This window comes from Streptomyces albus subsp. albus, assembly GCF_000719865.1.
Classification (GTDB): Bacteria; Actinomycetota; Actinomycetes; order Streptomycetales; family Streptomycetaceae; genus Streptomyces; species Streptomyces albus_E.
Genome location: NZ_JOID01000008.1, coordinates 11,963 through 28,387 on the forward strand (window position 1 = coordinate 11,963; position 16,425 = coordinate 28,387).

A 16,425-nucleotide genomic window follows, 5' to 3' on the forward strand; every position below is an offset into this window, starting at 1 on the left:
CGTGGCGATGGCAGTGGTTACGTCAGACGCGGTCACGCGGTCACGCGGTCACGCGGTCACGCGGTCACGCGGGTCCGGTTGCGGTCGGCCCGGTTGCACGGGCCCGGTTCCGCCGGGCCCGCTTGCGCACGGCCCAGTCGCGCGCGGCCCAGTCGCGCGCGGGCTCCGCCCCGCCGTGCTCAGAGGTGGGTGCCGGGCGGGTTCGGGCGGGCGAGGCCGAGGTCGTAGGCGAGGATCGTCGCCTGCACGCGGTCCCGCAGCCCGAGCTTGCGGAGCACCGCGTTCACATGGGACTTCACGGTGCCCACGGTGATGCCGAGCTGCTCGGCGATCTCCGCGTTGGTGAGGCCGGACGCGACCAGGGTGAGGACGCGCCGCTGGCCGGCGGTCAGACTGTCCAGCTCCGGGGTGCTCCCGACCGGGGCCGCGGAGCGCCCCCCGGACGCGTAGTGGCCGATGAGACGGCGGGTCGCGGACGGGGCGAGCACGCTCTCGCCGGACGCCACCACCCGGATGCCGTCCAGCAGTTCGGCGGGGCGTACGTCCTTGAGCAGGAAGCCCGAGGCGCCGGCGCGCAGCGCGTCGAAGACGTACGCGTCGAGGTCGAAGGTGGTCAGGACGAGGACACGGGGCGCGTCCTGGCGGCCGGTGATGATGCGGGTGGCGGCGATGCCGTCCAGTTCGGGCATGCGGACGTCCATGACGACCACGTCGGGTGCCAGCTCCTCGGCGAGCCGTACCGCGGCGGCGCCGTCGGCGGCCTCGCCGACGACCGTCATGTCCTCCTCGGCGTCGATCACGGCGGCGAACCCCGCCCGGACGATGCCCTGGTCGTCGACGACCAGCACCTTGAGGCTCATCGTTCCCTCTCCTCGTGGTCCGCCGCGGCTGCCAGCGGCAGCCGGAGACGGACGGTGCCCTGCGGGCCGGTGGTCAGGGTCCCGCCGAGTGCCGAGACCCGCGTGGTCAGCCGCTCCCGTACGCCGGGGTCGGCGGCGCGCGGCACTCCGGTGGCCGTGAGCGTCAACCTATCCTCGTCCGCGTCGAGTTCGAGCACCGCGGGCTCGTCGCCGACGGCCGCGAGCACCGTCTCGGCGGCGTGGTAGGCGGCCAGGTCGACGGCGGTGGGCAGCCGTTCCGGCACGCGGTCGGTCAGCCGTATCTCGACCTCGCGGCCGGTGGCCCGGAGCTGGTGGGCCAGCAGGTCGAGCGCCTGGAGGGTGGGCTGCGGCCGCAGCTCGGGCCCGGTCTCGCCCTCCCGGACGGCGTCGAGCAGGGCGCGCATCGCGGCCAGGGCCTCGCGTGCGCGTTCGGCGGTCGCGTCGAGCCGGCCCGCCTCCGCCTCCGCGACCATGTCGGCGGTGCGCGTGAGGACGGTGGTCTCCAGTCCGGCGGCGATCCTCCGGCGCTCGGCCCACGCCTCCCGTACGGCCTCCTCGGTCCAGGCGGCGAGGCGTTCGTCCCGCGTGGACCGGGCGGCCCGGTCGCGCCGTCCCCGCAGGGCCCCGGCCCGGCGGGCGGCTGCTACCGCCAGGGACGCCGCGGCCGTCGTCACCGCGACAACCGCCCAGACGGGGACCGTCGTGCCCCGGTCCAGGACGGCCGCCGTCGCGGCCGCCGCGTGCGCCGCCACGGCGGCGAGCGGGAGGGCGGCCGGTACGGGGCGGCGTGGGCGGGCGCCGGTGGTGGCGGCGGACGGGTCGTGGATCGACGAGCCGGCAGCGGACGGGCTGCCTGCGGACGGGCTGCTTGCGGACGGCTGGCCTGTGGACGGGTCACCTGTGGATGTGTCGCCTGCGGGCACGTCGCCCGCGAAGGCACCGCCAGCGGGTGGTCCGCCTGCGGAGGCGCCGCCAGCGGGTGGTCCGCCCGCGAAGGCACCGCCAGCGGGCGGTCCGCCCGCGGACGCGTCCACCGCGGACGGGGCGGCGGCTGACTCCCCGGTGACCGGCGAGCGGGTGGCCGATGCCCCGGTGACCGACGAGCCGGTGGCCGACGCGTCGGCAGCCGTACGGGCCGGCCGGGGGAAGCGCCGCCGGCGGTCCCCGGCCGGGGACCGGCCGGCCGCCGTACGGGCCGCGTCCGCCGCGAGCGCCGCGCAGGTGGCCGGCAGGCTCATCGCGAGCGGCAGGACCACCGGACCGGTGTAGCCGCCCGCGGCCATCGCCACCGGCCAGAGCGGGGCCAGACCGAGCAGGACCCCCTGGGCCGTGCGGGGCGCGCGGCGCAGCCACAGCAGCGCGACCGCCTGGGCCGCGACGAGCAGCGCGAAGAACACGCCCGCGGACACCCGCCCACCGGGCTGCAACGTCTCCGACCGGATGACCAGCACCGGCAGCAGCGGCTGTACGACCAGGCCGGCGGCCGCCGTCAGCTGCGCCACGCGATAGCTCCGCGGAACGGACCGCTCCGCCGGGGCCGCGGTCCGGCCGGGCAGGACCGCGCGCACCTCCCAGCCGCCCGCCGCCGTCGGGCCGGTGGTGAGGGTGCCGCCCGCCTCCCGCGCCCGCGACCTCAGGAAGCCCTGGCCGCGGCCGCCGCCGAGCCCGGCACCGTGCGCCACCGCACCGGCCGGCGGTGCCGCGCTCGTGACGACGACGTCCGTGCGGGTGTCGCCGTACCGGACCAGCACCTTCGTATCCGCGCCGGGGGCGTGCCGTGCCACGTTGGTCAGCGCCTCGCGCACGATGCCGTAGGCCGCGTCCGCGAGGACGCCGTCCGGCAGGGGGTCGACCTCGCAGTCCACCCGCTGGTCCAGCCGCCGGAAGCCGGCGACCAGGTCCAGCAGCCGCTCCCCGGGTGAGGGCACGTCCTCGCGGGAGGGCGCCGGCGCCCGTACCGCGCCGAGCGCGCGGGTCACCTCCCGGCCGGTCCCGACCGCGAACTCCAGCGCTTCACCGGTCAGTTCGGGGCGGCGTTCGCGCAGTCCGAGGGCCGCTCCCGCCGTGACCACCACGGCCGTCAGATGGTGGGCGCTGACGTCGTGCAGCTCCCGTTCCATGCGGCGCCGCTCGACCGCCGGAAGCCGGTGGCGCTCGGACTCGGCCCGGCGCAGCAGGAGTTCGGCCGTCTTCCGCGCGCGCCGGGCCCGCCGCACAAGAAGGCCGGCGCCGCACGCCGCGGCGTACAGCACGGAGGTCAGGACGAGGTCGAGTCCGTCGCGGTCGCTGAGCCCGTGCAGGCTGAGGCCATACAGAAGCTGCCAGGCCGCGAGCGCCGGCACGCACAGGACGGCGGTGAAGGTGTCGCGTTCGGTCGCGACGGTGAACAGGGCCAGCGCGACACCCGCGGTGCCGAGGACCGCCATCGCCCCGGGGGGCAGTGGCCCGGCGCCCAGCGCGCAGGCGCCGGCGACGACGACGAGGGCGACCACCGGGCGGGCACGGCGGAGGGCGAGTGCGGCCGTGACCACTCCGGCGACCAGGGCCGCCACGAGCAGGGCGGACGCGGCCGGGACGGCCCCGCGCACCAGCGGCGCCCCGGGCCACACCACGGCCTGGGCGCAGGTCAGCAGGACCGGGAGCAGCCGGCCGTCGTTTCGTTTCATGGCGAAACAAGGCTATGGGCGCAGGTGAGCGGTCCGGCTCCGGCTGAAGGCGGATTCCCGTCTCTTACCCGGGTTGCAGACTCTCTGCCCGCGGTTCCACGCGGCCGATCGTCCGGCGGCACGAGGACGGGGCCGTCCCCCGGCCATAGGCTCGTTCCCATCGAGAAGGCGGTCGGCCACCGCTTCCACGACCACCCGCGGAATCCGTTCCACAACGGTCCCGCAGCGCAGCAGTTCCGCGGCAGGGTTTTCCGTGCCTTTCTCTTTCCGGGCCTCTCCGGGCCTCTCCGGGCCTTTCCGCGGCACCGGCGCTTTCCGCCGACACATCAAACTCTCCGACGAATTCAGGGGGATCTCCCATGTCCCAGCGCATTCTCATCACCTCGCTCATCGGCGCCGTCGCCATCGGCGCGGTGGCCGCCGGCGGTATCGCCCTGGCCTCGGCCCCCGCGGAACCGACCGTGGAGAACGGCTCGGCCCGCTACGCGGCCCCGTCCGGCAGCGGCGCGGGCTCGTTCACCTTCACCGCGGACGTGACTGAGGACTCGGGCATCGACGGCCTCAAGGTCGTCGTCTGGCCCGCGAGTTCGCAGCTCGACCCGACCGAGGCGGAGATGCGCCACGTGGAGAGCGCCGACTGCCGGAACGCCTCGGGCGGGACCGCCCGCTGCACCTACACCCTGAGGATCACGAAGAAGGACACGGCCGGCATGGCCGAGGGCACCTGGTACGTCTCGGCACTGGCGACGGCCGGGGACGGGGACACGACCTTCGCGCCCCGGGCCGCCACCTTCGAGGTCACCCGCTGACCTGGCCGGTGGCCGGCCTCCCGGGGAGGTGCCGTCGGCCTGCCACGGCACGGCCCCCGGCCCTCAGCCCCGTTCCGCCGCCGCCGGGACGCCCGGCTCCGGCACGGCCGGCGGCTCGCCGCCCCGTACCGGAGCGGGCTCCTCGCGCTCCTCGCGGAGCGGCGAGGGCTCGACCCGCAGCAGCCGGGCGATCCCGGCGGGCAGCCACCAGTTCCACTTGCCCATCATGGCCACCGCGGCCGGCACCAGCAGTCCCCGGACGAGCGTCGCGTCGATGAGGATGCCGAGCGCGACACCGGAGGCGAAGATCGTCACGTCCAGCTCTCCGCCGGAGGCCATGGAGGCGAAGGAGCAGAAGAGAACCAGCGCGGCGCAGGTGACGAGCCGGCCGGTCCGTCCGACACCGCCCACCACCGCCGCCCTGGTGGATCCGGTGCGGTCGTACTCCTCCCGCATCCGCGCCAGGATGAACACCTCGTAGTCCATCGAGAGGCCGTACAGGAAAGCGAAGATCGTCACCGGGACGAAGGTGCCGATGGAGCCGTCCGGCTCGATACCGAACAGCGCCTCGGTGCCCCAGCCCCACTGCCACAGAACGACCATCGCGCCGAGCACCGCCCCCAGCGAGAGCAGATTCAGCAGGATCGCCTTGAGCGGAAGGAGCAGCGACCGGAAGGCCCGGGCCAGCATCACGAACGTCACGAGGGACAGGGCCGCCAGCATCCAGGGGAAAGCGCCGTAGGTGACGTCGACGTAGTCGATCTGCTGAGTGACGTTGCCGCCGACCAGGACTCCGTCCGGCACCTGGTCGATCACCCGGCCGATGGTGTTCTCCCCGGCCGCGGAGCCGCCCTCGTCGCCCGGAAGCACGGTCAGTACCGCGGAACCGTCCCGGCGCCACTCGGCGCCGTCCGGCGCGGCCACCGCGTGGACCCCTTCCGTGCCGCGGAGCGTGTCCGCCACCGCATCCGCGTCCGTGCCCCTGGGGACGTAGACGTCGAACGAGGTGAGGGCACCCGACGGTACGCCGCTGCCCGTCAGTTCGGTCAGTCCCGCACGCCCCGCGCCGGAGTCGGCGAGCCGGTCCGTGGTGGGCACCGACAGATTGAGCCCGAGGGCAGTGGCCGACAGAGCGAGCAGGGCGGCACCGCTCACCGCGGCGACCAGCCACCGGAAACGCACCACGCGCCGGGCGACCGCGGTCCAGAAGCGCCCGGCGGACGCCTCCCTCTCCAGTCCTCCACGGGGCGCCCGGCCTGCCTCCCGGCGGCGTGCGAGCCGGCGGCCGGCGGAGCTGAGCAGCAGCGGCAGCAGCGTCAGGGAGACCAGGGCGCTCGCCGCCGTGACCATCATGCCGCCGACGCCGAGGCTGCGGATCAGAGGGATCGGCAGCAGCACCATGGTGACCAGGCCGATGGCTACGGCGCCGGCCGAGAAGACGATGGCACGCCCCGAGGTGGCCATGGCCCGGCGCACCGCTTCGTCGCCGTGGTGGCCGGTGGCCTCCTCCTCACGCCATCGCGTGACCAGGATCAGCGCGTAGTCGATCGCGATGCCGACCCCCAGGAGCGGCAGCATGATCACGGTCGTCTCGTGCACGGCGATGAAAGGGCTCGCCGCGAGCAGCCCCAGGAACGACACCGGCACCGCCACCAGGGCGGTGAGCAGCGGCACGAAGGCGAGCGCGGAGCGGAACACGTGGAGCAGCACGATGATCGCCGCGCCAATGGTGACCACCAGCTTCACCGGCACGTTGAGGCCGCCCGCGTCCGAGCCCGTCGCGAGCGTATCGAGACCGGTGACCCGGATCTCCGAACCCGGCGGCAGTTCGTCCCGCATCGCGTCGACGAGCAGCGGGCCCAGTTCCGGGGCCTCACCGAGAGCGCTGCCGGGCAGTCCGCCCTGTTCCACGGGACCGCCGAAGACCAGTCCGAAGGTGGTCCTGCCGTCCTCGCCGATGAACGCCCTGTCATGGGTGTTCGCGTACGAGGCGACCCGCGCGTCGGCCTTCTCGGCGGCCTGGTCGAATGCCCGGCCGAGCGCTTCCTCGGCCGCCCGGCTGTCGGCCCGTTGTCCTTGGGGCAGTGTCACCACGGGGACGAACGGACGTTCGTAACCGCCGTTGCCGTAGGTCTCCATGATCTTCTGGTTGGCCTCGTAGCCGGGCAGGCCCGGGTAGGCATTGCGCTCGTCCATGTCCGGGATCAGCAGCCCGATGGCACCGCCGCCCGCGAACAGCAGCAGGATGACGAGCATCCGTACGCATCGCTTCCGTCCGAGGACGAAGTCGCAGAGTTTGTTCATGCCTCCAGGCCATCAGAGGGTTCTTCAGCGGCTCCGGGAGCGTTCTTGGAGATCTCTGTGAATCGCCTCCCGTCCCCTCGGAACGCCCGGGCCCGGGGTGACACTTGCGAGGTGACTTCAACGACGCTGCGGATCCTGGTCGTCGATGACGAGCGCTACCTCGCGGACCTCGTCGCCACCGCTCTGCGCTACGAGGGGTTCGACACCGCGGTGGCCGGGTCGGGAAGCGCCGCCACCGCGCAGGTGCAGGCGTTCCGTCCGCATCTCATCGTGATGGACGTGATGCTGCCGGACGGCTCCGGGATCGACACCACCAGGAAGCTGCGGCGCGCGGGATGCGAAGCCCCCGTGGTCTTCCTGACCGCCCGCGACGCCACCGAGGACAAGATCGCCGGGTTGACGGTCGGCGGCGACGACTACGTCACGAAGCCCTTCAGCCTCGAAGAGCTGATCGCCCGTATCCGCGCGGTCCTGCGCCGGACCGCGCGCCCCGAGGAGCGCACCAGGCTGACGTTCGCCGACCTCGAGATCGACGACGAGGCACACGAGGTGCGCCGGCACGGTGTACCGGTGGTCCTGACGCCGACCGAGTTCAAGCTGCTCCGCTTCCTCGTCGCGCACGCCGGCCGAGTGCTGTCGAAGCGCCAGATCCTCGACCACGTATGGGAGTACGACTTCGGCGGCAATGACGCCGTGGTGCAGACCTACATCTCCTATCTCCGCCGGAAGATCGACGCCTTCGCGCCCGCGCTGATCCAGACGGTGCCGCGGATCGGCTATGTCGTACGGGTCCGGGACCCGGATCTCCGGGAAGCGAATCTCCGGGAAGCGGACTCCCGATGACGCTGCGCACCCGGCTGGTCCTCGTCCTCTCCGGGCTGCTCGGCCTCGGCATGGTGATATCCGTCGGCGCCACTTTCGGGGCCCTCCAGGACTGGCGCAACGACCAGAGCGACAAGGTGCTCGCGGCGGCGGCGCAGCGGCTGCACGACGATCTCACCGAACGGCACGGAAACGGTGGCGGGTCGCGGCTCGCGATGCCGGGGAACGACCGGGACCAACTGGCCGCCGTGTGGGCCGCATCGGCCGGGCAGGGCGACATCCCGTCCTTCTTCCAGATCAGAACCCCGGACGGAAGGGTCCGGCAGACGGCCGGCTTCGGGGCCCGTCCGGAGCTGCCGCGCACCCTTCCCCCGGCGCTGCGGCCGGACCGGCCGGCGGAGGGGAATCCGTCCGGAGGCGTCTTCCACCGGGTGCCCGGAGCCGACGGCGACACGGACTGGCTGCTTCATTCCTCCCGGCTCCCCGACGGCTTCCTCCTGGTGGGCATGAGGACCGCCGGCGCGGACGAGCTCATCTCACGCACCGCCGTGGTCGCGGCCACCTCCGCCGTGGTCGCGCTGCTCGGCGTGACGCTGCTCTCCCGTCGTGCCGTGCGGCGCGGGCTGCGGCCGCTGGAGTCGATCGCCGCGACGGCGTCGGCGATCGGCGGTGGGGACCTCGCCCGCCGAGTGCCGGAGGCCGGGCCGCGCACCGAGGTCGGCAGGCTGGGCCGTGCCCTGAACGCGATGCTCGGCCAGATCCAGTCGGCCTTCGAGGAGCGGCGGCGGACCGAGGACCGCCTGCGGCGCTTCGTCGCCGATGCCTCGCACGAGCTGCGCACCCCGGTCGCCACCATCCGGGGTTACGCGGAGCTGTTCCGGCGCGGCGCCGCGCACCGGCCGGCCGATCTCGCGCAGGCCATGTCCCGGATCGAGTCCGAGGCCCGCCGGATGGGCTCCCTGGTCGAGGAACTCCTGCTTCTCGCCAAGCTGGACCAGGGTCTGCCCCTGGCCGGGGAGCCGGTCGACCTGAACTCCCTCGCCGCGGAGGCCGTCGACGACGCGAGGGTGCTCGCCCCGGGCAGCCCGCTGTTCTTCGAGCCGGGCGCCGACGGGCCGGTGATCGTACGGGGAGACGCGGACCGGCTGCGGCAGGTCCTCGCGAATCTGCTGGCCAACGTACGCCACCACACTCCGGAAGGAACCGAGTCGCGGGTACGGATCGGCCGGAGGGACGGGTGGGCCGTGATCGAGGTGAAGGACAGCGGACCCGGGCTGGACGAGGAGCAGGCACGGCACGTCTTCGAGCGGTTCTACCGCGCGGATCCCTCGCGCGCCCGGTCGCGGCATCCCGGCGGAGGCCCGCCGGAGGGCTCCGGACTCGGCCTCGCGATCGTCGCGGCCGTCGCCGGCGCCCACGGAGGCGGGGCCGAGGTCGACACCGGCCCCGGGAAGGGCGCGGCCTTCCGGGTCCTGCTGCCGGTGGCCGCGGCCGACGGCCGACGCGATGAACGGCCCCGCGCGGCCGCCCGGTGCCGGAGCCGACCCGCTCCGGAGCGGGTCGGCTCCGCGCGGATGTGGCCGGCGGAGCCCACCGGGAACGCTACGGAGGAGTCGTGAGCGTCCCCTGTCCGCCGGCGACTCCGGCCCGGGAGGCGGGCTCTTGCGACGCGGAACGGATCACACGCCGCAGGAGCCGCTGTCGAGCTGGAAGTAGCGGGCGTTGGCCCAGCGGCAGAGCCGCATCCCGACGACGACACCGACGAGGGTGACCACGGCGGGCAGGTACCCGCTGGAGACCTGGATGATCGGGATGGCGGGGCAGCCGCCCGAGATCGCCCAGCCCGTACCGAACAGCACCGCGCCGGGGACCACCCCGGCGTGGATGCGGCCCGGGGTGCGGCGCACCCGCAGCAGGAGGAACACGCACACGATGATCCCGACGGCGCCGGCGAAGGCCAGGAACATGCGCAGGTCCTGGAAGGTGAACATGCGGTTCAGTTCGGCGTAGTCGCCGAAGCCGATGTTGGTGACGGTGTAGCCGAGACCCAGTCCGGCGACGATGTTGGCCAGCAGAAGGCCGCCCCGGGTACGCATCAGATCACCTTCCACAGCAGGAACGACACCGCGGCGGCGGTGCCGAAGAACACGGCGGTCGCGACCATGCTGACCGGCCGCAGCCGGCCGCAGCCGCTGAGCCCGTGGCCGGAGCTGCACCCGCCGGCCAGGCGCGTGCCGAAGCCGACCAGGATGCCTCCGGCGAACAGCACGGCGGTCATGGTGAGCGGGTTGTCCGTCACCAGGCTCTGGAAGCCGGGGCCCATGTCGAAGCGGAACTCGAACCGCCCGGAGGTGTACGCGGCGATCCATCCGCCGATGAGGATCGACAGCAGCAGAGCCGCCTGGGTGACCACCGGTGCCGGGCGGGGAGCCGCGGCCGGGGCCGCCGGAGCCGGCTCCGGCGCGGGCTCCGGCTCGGGTGCGGCGGCCGGGGCCCAGGGGTCCGCCGGGGGCTGGGGATACCCGTGGCTGCCCTGGTAGTTCCCCTGGGAGTACGGGGCGTAAGGGGAGTACGGGTCGTTCCCCTGCGGGTACGGGTGGTGCTGCGGCGCGGCGTGCGCTCCGGCGCCGGCGCCGTACGGCTCGGCGGGCGCCGCGGTGGCGGTGCCGAAGTGCTCGGCGGTGGCCGCGGCGAGCGCGTCGGCGAAGGCCTGGTCGTCGGTGAACTCTTCGTCGAGCTTCTCGAGTTCGCGTTCGCTGCGCCAGTGCAGCACGCGGTCCCACGCCGACGACACACCGAGCGACCGGTCGGTGGTGAGGGTGTGAACGACGGTGACCAGGGCGAGCCCGATGGCGCCCGCCCACCAAGGCCAGTAAGGACTCATGCGGGACCTCTCATCCATTCCATCAACCGCGCCCACCGGCCGCGCTTCTGGCCGGTGGCTTGCCGCGTGTGCCGGGCCCGGCGGTCGGGCTGCCGGGGTGCCCGCCGGGGCGGCACCTCGCCCGGCCGGGCCGGCTCCCACTGGGGTGCCGGTTCGAACCGGGCCGTGGTCTCCGGTGCCGCGACTCCCCGGCCGTACGGCTCGGACGGGTGCGGGTGCGGCTGCTCCTGTGCCGGCCGGAACCAGGAGTCCGTCTCCGGAGTCCACGGATCACGCCTTAAGGGCTGGGCCTGCTGCGGCGGCGAAGGCTGCTGGGCCTGCTGCGGCGGCGGGGGCTGCCGGTACGGCTGCGCCTGGTGGGGCGGCTGCTGCTCCGGGACCGCCTCTCCGCACGAAGCCGCCGTGTCGGCGGCACGGCGCAGGTGGTGTGCGTGGCGTCCGTTGGGCAGGAGGCTGATGGGCACGCGCTCACCGGTGAGCGACGTCTGATAGCGCGCACAGGACCGCCACTGGTGCTCGCTGTCGCAATAGTGGTCACGCCAGCTCTGCATCCCCGCTTTGAGCAGCGGAAAGAGAGGGCACCCCACGGCGTGTGTGCAGCCCACGTCGCTCCCTTCGGGATCGGGCGTACCGCCCCCTTGGGGGATGGTTGCCGTCCTCGGTATTTGTCGTTGCCGTACCCGGCCGACCGACGATTTCGGGCCTCCGGGGAATTCGGGCACGGCGCTGTCGTGACCCTCCGTCACCACGCTCACGCGCGACCCAATCACTTTTTCTGCATCACGAGCAAGTGGCGATGGTACGACACCGCCCCGATTCCCGGCCAAGCAGGTATTAGGAAACCCCCCTGGGTATTCTTTCCTACACGCCGGGGGGTATCCTCAAGAAACGCCGGGGGGTATTCGACCGGACACCGGGACGGTGAACGCCATAGAGCCAGACAAATACATGACGGACACGCCCCGCCCGTTCACGCACCGATGCGCGGATCCGGCGAAAACCCAACTATTCGCATTTCAACGAGAACGCCTCATGGGGAGTTATGTGTCAACGCGCCATCTGTCCGACCTGCCGGAAGGCGACCTATACGGGCTGCGGGAGGCACGTCGAGCAAGTTCTCGCCGGCGTCCCGGTGTCCCGGCGGTGTGCATGTGAGCCGGCGAGCGGCGGACGCACGGGCGACCGGGGGCCGGTGACGGCCCCCCGCACCGGTCCCGGACCGGGCGAGCCGCCACCGCCGTCCCACGCCTCCCGGCGGGCGGGTGCCGCCGCGCACCGGTCGCAGGGCGGCTGGTGGGCCCGGCTCGTCCGCTGGGCGAAGGGACCGGCGTGAGGTGACGGTCCGGGGAGGCCACCCGCCTCTTCGGGCCCCCTTCCGCCCTCGGGGCCTCGCCACTCCGGGCCCCGGGGCCTCCCGCTCCGGAACGCCGCCCAACACCACAAAGCTCCTGGCAGACGCGGATGTTCTCGGATGAGAACACGTCTGCCAGGAGCTTCGTCGTCGCGTACGGCCGGCCCGCCGCCGGCGGGGAGCCCGCGCACCGGGCCGCCGGACCCGGTCCGCGTCCGGCGGCCCCGGCCGCTCCCGGGCGGGGCGGCCGGCGTTCAGGACACGGTCAGAGGGAGATGCTGACGCCGGCGTGGGCGTACTGGCCGACGGTGTTCAGGGCCTGGTCCTTGACCGCGTCGACCTGCGCCAGGACGTCCGCGCTGCTGACCGACGCGGAGCCGGCGTAGAAGCTGACGTCCGGGCTCAGGCCACCGGAGACGTTGTCGAGCTCGGCGTCGGAGAGTTCGGCGGTCTCGACCCGGGGAGCGGAGTTCATGATGAGTTTTCCCTTCGTATGGACTGTCCACAGTGGGGGGTGGCCCCGCTCGGCACAGAGGGCGGGCCTCGGCACCACAGGCGCGCGGCATCCATTTCGGGAAATACTCGCGCGACTCCGGCGGCTGCCGAGGATCAAAGCACGGAGATCCGCCGGGCATCCAATCGCGTGAGACTCCCGTCACAGTACTTCCGCGCAAGAGTTGTCCATTCGTGGAGACGAACGCACATATCCGGGCCGAGTTCTTCACATACCGGTGATACCGAGAGCAGGTCCGGCCTTGACGCCTCGATATGGAGCGAGACATTCCGCATAAACGGACCGCCTTGCGGCGGGCCCTCGCGCCAATCCCTCACACCTCGTGCCGCGGCTGCGTATTCACTGTGCAGATTTGCTGAAACCGGGATACCACCCCGCGCCTGCCGGCCGGCCGCCCCGGCGCCCGCCGGGTGATCCCCCTCCACACGTCGCGGAAACCGCGCGCGCGAGGTAGCTTGGACGAGTGTCCAAGGCGAATGACCAAACAACAGGGCCCACCGCACGTCCGACCGCCGCCGCGCGGGGCCGGGAGGTGCGGCGGAAGCTGCTGGCCACGGCCGCCGTGCTGATCAGCGAGGCGGGCTGGAACGCGGTCACCACCCGGACGCTGGCCGAGCGGGCCGGTGTGCGGTCCGGGCTGGTGCACTACCACTTCGAGTCCCTGCCGGCCCTGCTCCGGCAGGCCGCGCTGGACGCGATGCGTCCCGCCCTCGACGAGGCCGTCTCCGTGTTCACCGCCGCGCCCACTCCGGCCGACGGTGCCGAGGCGCTGCTGGCGGCCCTGGACCGGTACACCGGACGGGACCCCGAGTCACTGCTGTTCACGGAGGCGTATCTGGCGGCCACCCGTGACGAGATGCTGCGCGCGCGACTGGCCGAGATGACCGGACGCTTCCGGGCCCGGCTCGCCGCCGGCGCGGAGCGCGCGGGGCACCGGGACCCGGAGGCCGCGGCGACCGCGCTCATGGCCGTCCTCGACGGCTTCCTGCTCCACAAGGCCCTGGACCCCGGCCTCTCGGCCGCGCGGATCACCCCCCTGGTCCGCGGGCTCATGACCGACCCCTCGAAGGGAGAACCACCGTGAAGGCGCTCATCTGCGGAGCCGGCATCGCCGGGCTGACACTCGCCGCGCGACTCCTCGACCACGGCTGGGACGTCCACCTGGTGGACAAGGCCCCCGGCCCGCGCGGGCAGGGCTACATGATCGACTTCTTCGGCCCCGGGTTCGAGGCCCTGACCGCGATGGGCCTGGAGCCCCGGCTGAGGCAACTCGGCCATCCCGCCTCCGAGTTCCGCTACGTGGACGGGGCGGGCCGCCGCGTCACCGGTGTGGACTACGCCCGGTTCCGCAAGGCGGCGGGCGGCGGTCTCGTCAGCATCATGCGCCCCGACCTGGAGCTGCTCCTGCGGGAAGCCGTCGCAGGCCGGGCGGTGCTCCAGTACGGCACCACCGTCGAACGCGTGGCGGACGACGGCGCGTCCGTGACGCTGTCGGACGGCACCCGGACCACCGCGGACCTCGTCGTGGGGGCCGACGGCATCCATTCCCGGATCCGCTCCCTGGTCTTCGGGCCCGAGCGCGACCACTTCCGCTATCTGGGCATGCACACCGCGGCCTTCGTCTTCGAGGACGAGGAGGTGTTCCAGCGGGTGCGCGGCCGGTTCGCGCTCACCGACACCCTCCACCGGCAGATGGGGTTCTACGGACTGCCCGGGGGCCGCGTCGCCGTCTTCACCGTGCACCGCACCGGGGACCCGGCGCTCCCCCGGGACCCGCGCGAGGCGCTCCGCCGGCAGTTCGGCGGCCTGGGCCCGCTGGTCCGGCGCGCCCTCGACCGGTGTCCTCCCGGTGAGGAGGTGTACTACGACCAGGTCGCCCAGATCCACGCGCCCCGGTGGCGGAGCGGCAGAGTGGTGCTGCTCGGCGACGCGGCCCACGCGGTGTCCCTGATCGCGGGTCAGGGGGCGTCCCTGGGTGTCGCGGGGGCGTATGTGCTGGCCGAGCGGCTGCGCGCGGCCGGGCCCGCCGCGTCCGCCGGGTCCGTCGCCGCGGCGCTCGCCGAGTACGAGCGGCGCTGGCGCCCCGTGGCGGACGCGGTCCGGGCGGCGGCGCGGGGCCGGGTCGGCGCGTGGTTCCTGCCCACCTCGCCGGCCCGGCTCCTGCTGCGGCGCTGGGGCCTGCGCGCGATGAACGTGCCGGGCCCGGACCGGCTTCTGGCGGGCGCGCTGTTCCCCGCCGCCCGTTCCACCGCGGTGGCGCGGGCGGGCGAGTGACCGGCCGGGCGAGTGAACCGGCCGGGCCGGGGCGGAAGGGGCACGGGCGGCCCTCCGCCCCGGCCGGCGCGGGCGGAGGTCAGGCCGTGGTGCCGGTGACCGTCGTTCCGGAGCGGGTGACGTAGTAGGTGACCGTCGCGCCGCTCCAGTAGTGGAAGGTGAGGGTCACCCGGGCCCCGTCCGCGACCTCGGCGAAGAACTCGGAGGTGAGGACGGTTTCGCCGGCGCCGTAGTCCGGTGCGAACGCGCGGTCGAACTCCTTGTACGACGTCCAGTTGTGCGGACCGGCGTTGCTGCCGTCGGCGTACCGGGCCTCCATGGTGGCGAGTTGGTCACCGCGGAAGTCGGTCGGGACGGCGAAGGAGTCCGTCGTCCCGGTGGCGTTCCGCAGGACCGGGGTGTCATGGGTGATCAGGTCGATCCGCCACGGGACCCCCTGCGAGAACCGCGCCGAGAGCTCCGCGTTGGTGCCGTAGTCCCGCCCACCGCTCAGCCGGGCGAGTGCCGTGGCCTTGAGCGTGAGCCGGTCGCCCTCGACGGTGTAGTCCGTGCCGCGCGCCAGTTCGGTGGTGCCGTGGTACAGCCCGGTGAACGCGGTGCCGTTGGGGTTCAGCGTGAGCGTCTTGTCGGTGACGGCCGCCGACCGGGCGCTGAACACCTGGTCGGACGAGGCCGTGCCCGAACGGGTCGTCCAGCTCGACCGGATCTGCCCGTACAGCTCCGGGTCGTTCCACTGGAAGCCGGTGCGCTGGAAGTGCTGGCCGTTGTCCCACAGCATGGTGGTGATGTTCTTCTCGCGGGCCCGGTGGCCGAGGTACTCGAAGAACTTCAGCTTCTCGCCCTGCTGGATGGTGCCGGTGTGCCGGTCGAACCCGAGCAGCCCGTACTCGCCGAGGATCACGGGGATGCCGCGGGCCACGAAGGTGCTGTGCACGCGGTCGAAGGCGTCGGTCAGGTCCTGTTGTGCCGTGGCGTCGAAGCGGGTGCCGCCCGCGACGTTGACGCTGAACGGCCAGTACCCGTAGTAGTGCACCGTCGCGGCCAGGCCCGGGTCGTCCAGGGCGTCGATGGTGGCGGCCAGTTCGTCCAGCCGGGCCTGGTCGGCCGAGGTGTGCAGGGTGGGCAGGACGAGCAGCCGGGTCTCGTTGCCGCCGCCGGAGCCGCGCACGATGCGGTGGAACGAGGTGTTGAGCTCGTCCAGCAGCTCCGCGTTCTCCGCGTCGCCGCCCGAACCCCCGCTGAACTGCGGTTCATTGACGCTCTCGAAGACCAGCCTGCGCGAGGAGTCCCGGAACGTGTCCGCGAGCTGCGTCCAGAGGGCGTTGTAGCGGGCGAGGACGCCGGCGCGGTCGGCCGGCATGTCCGCGATCCACTGCCAGGAGTCGTGGTGGATGTTGATCATGACGTGGAAGCCCTCGTCGAGCGCCCAGCCGGCCACCTCCTCGACGCGGTCCAGATAGTCCGCGTCGAGGGTGTACCCGGGGGCCGGGCCCTGGTGCCCGCTCCAGGTCACCGGGATGCGGATGCTGTTGAACCCCTGGTCCCGGACGTTGCCGAGCAGTTCCCGGGTGACGCGCGGGTTGCCCCAGGAGGTCTCGTCGCTGCCGGTGGCGTCGAGCGAGTTGCCGAGGTTCCACCCCGGCTGCATCGCGGCGGCCTGCGCCATCGCATCGGCCGGGGCCCGGACTCCGGGTGCCGCGGCGGGTGCTCCGGGGGTCGCCGCCGAGGCGCCGGTGCCGCCCGCGGCCAGCATGCTCAGCCCTGCCAGCAGGGCGACCGCCCATCTCGCCGGTCCGCGGACCCACCCGCGGACCGCTTCCGTGGTGTTGCGTAAGACGTTCATCGTGCTCCTCGTCGGCGCGTGCGCCGCAGTGGGGGAAAGGAACGGAACGTGCCGGGGCCGGCCGGGGCGGGGCGGCC

13 protein-coding genes are annotated in these 16,425 nt (G+C 73.4%); 5 read left to right on the top strand and 8 right to left on the bottom strand.

Translation table 11 applies throughout. The annotated features are described in order from the left end of the window. Positions 1-179: 179 nt before the first annotated feature. A complete protein-coding gene (locus tag IF83_RS0108905) occupies positions 180-860 on the bottom strand; it encodes a response regulator (protein WP_030543532.1) in 681 nt (226 codons plus the stop codon). Next, entirely contained in the window at positions 857-3,547 is a 2,691-nt protein-coding gene (locus IF83_RS34650) for a histidine kinase (protein ID WP_037679313.1), read from the bottom strand. The genes IF83_RS0108905 and IF83_RS34650 overlap by 4 nt, the downstream gene beginning before the upstream one ends. A gap of 359 nt (positions 3,548-3,906) precedes the next feature. Between IF83_RS34650 and IF83_RS0108920 the strand changes: the two genes are divergently transcribed. Beyond that, positions 3,907-4,356 (top strand): DUF5707 domain-containing protein, encoded by a 450-nt coding sequence (locus IF83_RS0108920; RefSeq protein ID WP_030543533.1) that lies wholly within the window; start codon positions 3,907-3,909, stop codon positions 4,354-4,356. A gap of 63 nt (positions 4,357-4,419) precedes the next feature. Here IF83_RS0108920 and IF83_RS0108925 read toward each other — a convergent pair whose 3' ends face one another. After that, complete coding sequence (locus IF83_RS0108925) at positions 4,420-6,660, bottom strand: MMPL family transporter (RefSeq protein ID WP_051722609.1); 2,241 nt, start codon at positions 6,658-6,660, stop codon at positions 4,420-4,422. Between the two features lie 111 nt (positions 6,661-6,771). On the opposite strand from IF83_RS0108925, the gene IF83_RS0108930 reads away from it, so the two are divergent. Both IF83_RS0108930 and IF83_RS0108935 read left to right on the top strand, forming a co-directional pair. Continuing rightward, positions 6,772-7,503: a response regulator transcription factor gene (locus IF83_RS0108930; protein WP_051722610.1), complete on the top strand. Its 732-nt coding sequence runs from the start codon at positions 6,772-6,774 to the stop codon at positions 7,501-7,503. Then, positions 7,500-9,101 (top strand): sensor histidine kinase, encoded by a 1,602-nt coding sequence (locus IF83_RS0108935; RefSeq protein ID WP_051722611.1) that lies wholly within the window; start codon positions 7,500-7,502, stop codon positions 9,099-9,101. The genes IF83_RS0108930 and IF83_RS0108935 overlap by 4 nt, the downstream gene beginning before the upstream one ends. A gap of 60 nt (positions 9,102-9,161) precedes the next feature. Here the strand turns inward: IF83_RS0108935 and IF83_RS0108940 are convergent, their stop codons facing one another. From IF83_RS0108940 to IF83_RS0108955, 4 genes are all read right to left on the bottom strand, one after another. Then, positions 9,162-9,578 carry a YeeE/YedE thiosulfate transporter family protein gene (locus IF83_RS0108940; protein ID WP_030543537.1) on the bottom strand — a complete coding sequence of 139 codons (417 nt, stop codon included), beginning with the start codon at positions 9,576-9,578 and terminating at the stop codon, positions 9,162-9,164. After that, positions 9,578-10,366, bottom strand: a complete 789-nt coding sequence (locus tag IF83_RS0108945; protein ID WP_030543538.1) for a YeeE/YedE family protein — start codon at positions 10,364-10,366, stop codon at positions 9,578-9,580. The genes IF83_RS0108940 and IF83_RS0108945 overlap by 1 nt, the downstream gene beginning before the upstream one ends. Further along, positions 10,363-10,917, bottom strand: coding sequence for a hypothetical protein (locus tag IF83_RS33670; protein WP_158711020.1), 555 nt, complete (start codon positions 10,915-10,917; stop codon positions 10,363-10,365). Before IF83_RS33670 ends, IF83_RS0108945 begins: the two co-directional genes overlap by 4 nt. A 1,065-nt stretch (positions 10,918-11,982) precedes the next feature. Next, positions 11,983-12,192 carry a hypothetical protein gene (locus IF83_RS0108955; RefSeq protein WP_030543540.1) on the bottom strand — a complete coding sequence of 70 codons (210 nt, stop codon included), beginning with the start codon at positions 12,190-12,192 and terminating at the stop codon, positions 11,983-11,985. A gap of 502 nt (positions 12,193-12,694) precedes the next feature. Between IF83_RS0108955 and IF83_RS0108960 the strand changes: the two genes are divergently transcribed. Continuing rightward, positions 12,695-13,315 (top strand): TetR/AcrR family transcriptional regulator, encoded by a 621-nt coding sequence (locus IF83_RS0108960; protein ID WP_051722612.1) that lies wholly within the window; start codon positions 12,695-12,697, stop codon positions 13,313-13,315. Then, the gene (locus IF83_RS0108965) at positions 13,312-14,505 is read left to right on the top strand and encodes an FAD-dependent monooxygenase (protein ID WP_030543542.1); all 1,194 of its coding nucleotides are present in this window, start codon (positions 13,312-13,314) and stop codon (positions 14,503-14,505) included. Before IF83_RS0108960 ends, IF83_RS0108965 begins: the two co-directional genes overlap by 4 nt. Positions 14,506-14,584: 79 nt before the next feature. Here IF83_RS0108965 and IF83_RS0108970 read toward each other — a convergent pair whose 3' ends face one another. Further along, positions 14,585-16,348: a cellulase family glycosylhydrolase gene (locus IF83_RS0108970; protein WP_051722613.1), complete on the bottom strand. Its 1,764-nt coding sequence runs from the start codon at positions 16,346-16,348 to the stop codon at positions 14,585-14,587. Positions 16,349-16,425 lie beyond the last annotated feature (77 nt).

Coding starts and splice junctions, on each gene's coding strand:
- IF83_RS0108905 (WP_030543532.1), bottom strand. CDS start 860: ATGAGCCTCAAGGTGCTGGTCGTCGACGACCAGGGCATCGTCCGGGCG.
- IF83_RS34650 (WP_037679313.1), bottom strand. CDS start 3,547: ATGAAACGAAACGACGGCCGGCTGCTCCCGGTCCTGCTGACCTGCGCC.
- IF83_RS0108920 (WP_030543533.1), top strand. CDS start 3,907: ATGTCCCAGCGCATTCTCATCACCTCGCTCATCGGCGCCGTCGCCATC.
- IF83_RS0108925 (WP_051722609.1), bottom strand. CDS start 6,660: ATGAACAAACTCTGCGACTTCGTCCTCGGACGGAAGCGATGCGTACGG.
- IF83_RS0108935 (WP_051722611.1), top strand. CDS start 7,500: ATGACGCTGCGCACCCGGCTGGTCCTCGTCCTCTCCGGGCTGCTCGGC.
- IF83_RS0108940 (WP_030543537.1), bottom strand. CDS start 9,578: ATGCGTACCCGGGGCGGCCTTCTGCTGGCCAACATCGTCGCCGGACTG.
- IF83_RS0108945 (WP_030543538.1), bottom strand. CDS start 10,366: ATGAGTCCTTACTGGCCTTGGTGGGCGGGCGCCATCGGGCTCGCCCTG.
- IF83_RS33670 (WP_158711020.1), bottom strand. CDS start 10,917: ATGCAGAGCTGGCGTGACCACTATTGCGACAGCGAGCACCAGTGGCGG.
- IF83_RS0108955 (WP_030543540.1), bottom strand. CDS start 12,192: ATGAACTCCGCTCCCCGGGTCGAGACCGCCGAACTCTCCGACGCCGAG.
- IF83_RS0108970 (WP_051722613.1), bottom strand. CDS start 16,348: ATGAACGTCTTACGCAACACCACGGAAGCGGTCCGCGGGTGGGTCCGC.